Here is a 5065-nt window from a genome sequence, read left to right on the forward strand (position 1 = left end):
CCGATAAAGAGTAAGATTAGCTCATTGCTAAACTCTAGCTTTTGTTACTTGTTTTGTTTCTATAACGAAAGTTATAAAAACGATTATTGTTGACGTTTGTTTGTTCAGTTTTCAAAGAGCAATTTAATGTTGCTGTTAGGAGCAACTTTTATATAATAACACAGCATTTCACCGTGGTCAACTTCTACGAACAAACTTTTTAAAAAAAAGAAAGAATGTTTTTTTCGAATTAGCGACATCTACTAATATACCATTCGCATTCGTGGAAGTCAACTTCTTTTTAGAGGTTTCTACTAGTTGAAATGTTTTTCTATTCTACATAATAAACTCTCTTACAGCAATAGATAGTTCAACGTTAATAATTCCGATAAAAAAGAACAAGAACCAATATGGTTTTTGTTCTTTTAATTTAATATCATTTTTCCCCTGCGATCATTTAGTTCCTGCATTATTGCTTCTTTCTTTGAATTCCATAAATCTAAAGCATCATCTTCATTCATGTATTTACTAAAAGTTTTTAAAGCTTCCGGTTTCATCATCCAGTCTGTTAAAAATTCTACTCTTTTGATTTTACGTTTTGGTATATGACTGTTAACAAAATCTTGAATGGCATCATCTGAAGGATTTATCTCAATAATGTTTTTATCTATCTCATTCTTTAATTTGTACGTGATAAACCCTATTGGATTTTCTATTTTATGATCATCTCTAATTGACTCCATCACTCGAATTACATTTCTTTTCCCATAATTCAACCAACTTTGTATAGTTTTATTCGGAACTTTAACTCCTAAATCACTCGCCAAACTTTTAATATCTTTAATATCGTCTTTAGAAACAACAAAAAGATCATTTTCAAGTTCTTCTGTATCTAACACTGCATTTTGACTGGAATGAGATATCGGAATAGGTAAAGGTTGAATAATAGAATCTTTGGTTTTTATAAAGAATTTAATTTCTTTAACTGCCCTTCCTTGTTTTATCTCTTGAAATTCAAATGTGATATCTGATTTTTTATTTATCTGTTTTTGAGAAGGGAGTATTACACGCTGTTTAAAGTTTCCGTAAGCAGGATATATACTTGTTGCGCCCAACTTATGTCTTAGGTCCTCCATAGTGAGGGTTCTTTCTTGTAGACGTTCATATTGCTTAAGCAGTTCATATATCCTTATAGAATAATGCCCCTTTAGTTTACTTACGTTTTTTAAATGATACGATGTAAATTCCTTTTTCAACTCTAATAAATAAGGGGTAAGAAACTTATGTAGTGTAAGCTCGATTGTCCCCTTTTTATAGTTATAATCAGCTTGGGATAACCATTGAACTTGTACTAATCTTTCTTCGAATCTTATTTCATAAATTTTAGCTAACATATTCCTCGTAATTTCTTCTAGTTCCTTATACCTTGTATTACTGTTTCCGCCAATCAATTTTATGAAATCTTTGATTGTGAAAGTGTAAGATTGGAATTCCTTATCATTTGGTTGAACTAAACTAATAAGGGTTAAGATGATTTTTTGTTCTATCTCGTTTAATTTATATGCTGCTTCAATAAGCTGATTTGATTTCGTAATTAAGTTGTCTGCACTTATCTTGGATCCCATATTAAAACTCCTTTTTATTGATCATTCTAAAATATAACAAAAAACACAAATGAGAGTCTACTTGTGTTATATTTCAGAAAATTTAAAACACACACTCGATAAACGGAGTTTTTATTTTTTAAAAATATTCTTAATTAACAAAATAATAAAAAAACAAGTTTTTACAAATCTCTCTTGTTTTGATTGTTTTATCAATTATTTGTTTTAATTGTTTTAATTGTTTTAATTGTTTTAGGAGGTAAAAAACCCTTGTGTATCAAGGGTTTGAGGGACCTAACTATAACAAAAACTGAGTGAACTATAACAAAAACTGAGTGAACTATAACAAAAACTGAGTGAACTATAACACCTAATTTTTAGGTGTTATAGTTCACTTTTTTAGAGGATTTTCAATTAATTTCCTAGAAAGTATAAAAAAAGAAAGAAAAGAAGAAAGGAAGAAAGGAAGAAAGGAAGAAAAGAACGTTGGAAGAAGGAGGGATCATTTTTGGCGATTACAATTACTATGGGGATACAAAAAGGTGGTTGTGGAAAATCAACTACTGCAGGCATACTATCATATTTACTAAGTAGAGATGGTTATAAGGTGTTGGCAATCGATCTGGATTCTCAAGGGAACTTAACAGAACTATTATCTAATCAACCTTCCAATGAATTCATTGGAAAATCAGTACTAGAAGCTATGCAGAAACAAGATGTAAAAAAGTATATTCTACCTATAGAGAAAAATTTAGATTTGTTGCCTGCTACAAATTTTTTAGCTACATTCCCCAGGTGGATATATACCGGAAAGACTTATAAAGGCGATACAATTCCTTTTAAAGGAACTCCTAGTTTAATTCTAGATAAAAGTTTAGATGGAATCAGAAATGAGTATGATTTCATTATTATTGATACGCCACCTTCTTTATCAGAACAAACAACTAATGCCCTATGTGCTAGTGAGTATGTAGTGGTATTATTCGAGTGCTCTAACTGGTGCTATTCAGCAATACCTAACTTTATGGAGTCTGTCACAAGTGCTAAAAATCATGGTAATAGAAATACTGAAGTAATAGGGATTCTAAGAACATTGAATGACTTAAGAAGAAGTGATGCTAAGGCCTTTAATGAAATGATCACAGAGGATTACCCTGATGAAGTTTTTAAAACGGTTATTACTAGAAGAGCTCCTATTGGTCGTTTAGCCTTATATGGGTTTAATAAAAACTCAGAATTAAAGCAGGCTTTACTTCAATATGAAGAATTTTATAAGGAGTTGATTAAACGTGTCCAAAGTAAACGACATAAAAAATATGAAACGTCTTCAGAAACAGATTACTCCTTCCCAGGCTCTCGCTGAAGAGATTAGTGAGGAAAAAGCTTCTACACTACAATTGATAAGAAAACGAGTCTCATTCGATTTACGAACAGACTTACATAAAGAGTTAAAAATGCAATCTTTATTACAGGAAAAAAACATCTATATATTAATTGAAGAAGCATTAGAGGACTATTTAAATAATATCGGTAAATAATTTGATGCATCCAAACTTGGGTACGTAAAATTATTTTTAATAGTAGTTAACATAATGCGTCTTATCCAAAGCAACCAACAAAACAAAAGACGGAATCCGGCCATATTCGGGCATATTCTGTCTTTTTCCCTTCGGGAAATAATCAAAAATGAAGACCATAATTCAAAAACACTATCTCTTTATTTCTTCTATTTCCTCCTGGATCCTATTCCATTATCTATTTGACATTCCAAACATTTTTGAAGCATGGACAATGCTTATAATGCTGTATGGAGTATCTATATGTCTATTTTCTTTGCTTATCTATCCTTTTAAAAAAAGAGCATAAGGAAACCTGATATCACCTTCTGATAAAAGGTGATGAATAGTCGGTGCCTATTAGGTTTCAAGGAGTTTAAATTGATATCACTTTTTGGCTCGGGAGATATAGTGTAGATATACCGTAATATCTCTAGAGATATAGTTGTATTCCAAAATTTTCATTGAATTTTTCCTGTCTTTGCACAAACAACGCTAAAAGATTTTTTTCTTTTAGCGTTGTTTCGAGTTGTGATATGGATACATTAGAACGATATATTTGCGCTTTATTGTCCAATTCTTTTCATCTTTTTTAAAAAGAAATATCTAATATCAGTTTTAAAATATAAAAAACGAATAGAATTTCCATTGTCGAACGTCTTTAGGCTTTTATATTCGATCTATAATACTGTCCTTTTTCTAAAAACGAACTTAACTAAGGGAAGTACCTAAAATCAGCTAAAATAGCCCCTGAAACGTTCTAAATCTGAATTCACTTTAAGCTTCCCCATCGGTTGATGTTAACTTTAAAAAGACAATTAAATACTAAACAACCTATCCTAGTGTATCGTTAATAAAAGTTTTTTGTATTGCTTCTTCTAGTTCGAATTGTTCCATCCTGGATTTTGCATATCTTTTAGTAACATTTATATCTTTATGTCCAGCAAGTTTCGAGACAACTTCTAAGCCTATTCCTTTATCTATAAGCTTTTGACAAAAAGTATGTCTTAATTTATGCGGATGAACATTATACTTTTTCAACATATATTGAATCGATCTTTCTGTTAATCGTTCATTAGATTTTGAAGTAAATAAAGCATCCTCACTATAAAAAGAGTCACAGTATTTAAGAAGATATTTCTTAGCTTCTTCCGATAATGGAATATACCTTTCTTCACCAGTTAACCCATTTCTAACGGTTAATTGCCTTTTTCTAATATCAATATTCGACTTATTTAGAGAACATAATTCCGAAACTCTAATACCTGTATGAAGTAATAAGTAAACAATAGCTATATTTCTTTCGTGACCATCATTTTTCACTTCTTGAAGTAATTGATTGTATTCATAAGGAGTTAGTATTTCCAATTCTCCCTTTTTTTCTATAGGCATAACTTTAATATCTAAAGTTATTTCTGGACGTTTCAAGAACTTAGCAAACGTTCTAATAGAGCCAAGTATTTTATCGATAGTTATTGGACTTTTGCGCTGTTGCTCTAAAAAAGAGAGATAATCTTGAACATCTTTTTGAGATATATTCTCTAAATAAGTAGGATATTTGTAGAGCCAGTCTTGAAATTTTTTCATTTCACGTTGATAAGTAGTGACTGTATTAACAGATTTCCCTTCTGTTTCAAGCCAGTCTGCAAATTGACTAATAACATTAGATTTTTGCACTTTATCACCCCTAAATCCAGACTTGGTACTTACTTAATATCTTAATTCATAAGAGGAAAGAAGTAAACTTCCACGATAAAATCAAAAAAAAGGATAGTAGTCTAATGACTACTATCCTTTTCGGTGCCTGGCGACGTCCTACTCTCACAGGGGGAGAGCCCCCAACTACCATCGGCGCTGAGAAGCTTAACTTCCGTGTTCGGTATGGGAACGGGTGTGACCTTCTCGCTATCGCCACCAGACTATTAT

Annotated in this window: 4 protein-coding genes and 1 rRNA gene; 2 read left to right on the forward strand and 3 right to left on the reverse strand. The window is 31.2% G+C overall.

Annotated elements, in window-relative coordinates; genetic code table 11:
* Positions 1-404 precede the first annotated feature (404 nt).
* Complete coding sequence (locus tag EM808_RS28235) at positions 405-1604, reverse strand: replication initiation protein (protein WP_127743119.1); 1200 nt, start codon at positions 1602-1604, stop codon at positions 405-407.
* A 487-nt stretch (positions 1605-2091) separates the two neighbouring features.
* Between EM808_RS28235 and EM808_RS28240 the strand changes: the two genes are divergently transcribed.
* Both EM808_RS28240 and EM808_RS29415 read left to right on the forward strand, forming a co-directional pair.
* Positions 2092-2946, forward strand: coding sequence for a ParA family protein (locus EM808_RS28240; RefSeq protein ID WP_127743121.1), 855 nt, complete (start codon positions 2092-2094; stop codon positions 2944-2946).
* On the forward strand, positions 2873-3121 hold the full coding sequence (locus tag EM808_RS29415) for a hypothetical protein (RefSeq protein WP_127743123.1): 249 nt from the start codon (positions 2873-2875) through the stop codon (positions 3119-3121). The genes EM808_RS28240 and EM808_RS29415 overlap by 74 nt, the downstream gene beginning before the upstream one ends.
* An 852-nt stretch (positions 3122-3973) precedes the next feature.
* On the opposite strand, the gene EM808_RS28250 is transcribed toward EM808_RS29415, so the two are convergent.
* On the reverse strand, positions 3974-4816 hold the full coding sequence (locus EM808_RS28250; protein WP_202389403.1) for a tyrosine-type recombinase/integrase: 843 nt from the start codon (positions 4814-4816) through the stop codon (positions 3974-3976).
* A gap of 125 nt (positions 4817-4941) precedes the next feature.
* Positions 4942-5058: ribosomal RNA gene (rrf, locus tag EM808_RS28255) — 5S ribosomal RNA — on the reverse strand.
* Positions 5059-5065: the final 7 nt, after the last annotated feature.

The organism is Niallia taxi (genome assembly GCF_004005475.1).
In the GTDB taxonomy this organism is placed as follows: Bacteria; Bacillota; Bacilli; order Bacillales; family Cytobacillaceae; genus Niallia; species Niallia taxi.

Bases quoted from the DNA above. Each gene is read 5' to 3' on its own strand.
- EM808_RS28235 (WP_127743119.1), bottom strand. From the start codon at position 1,604: ATGGGATCCAAGATAAGTGCAGACAACTTAATTACGAAATCAAATCAG.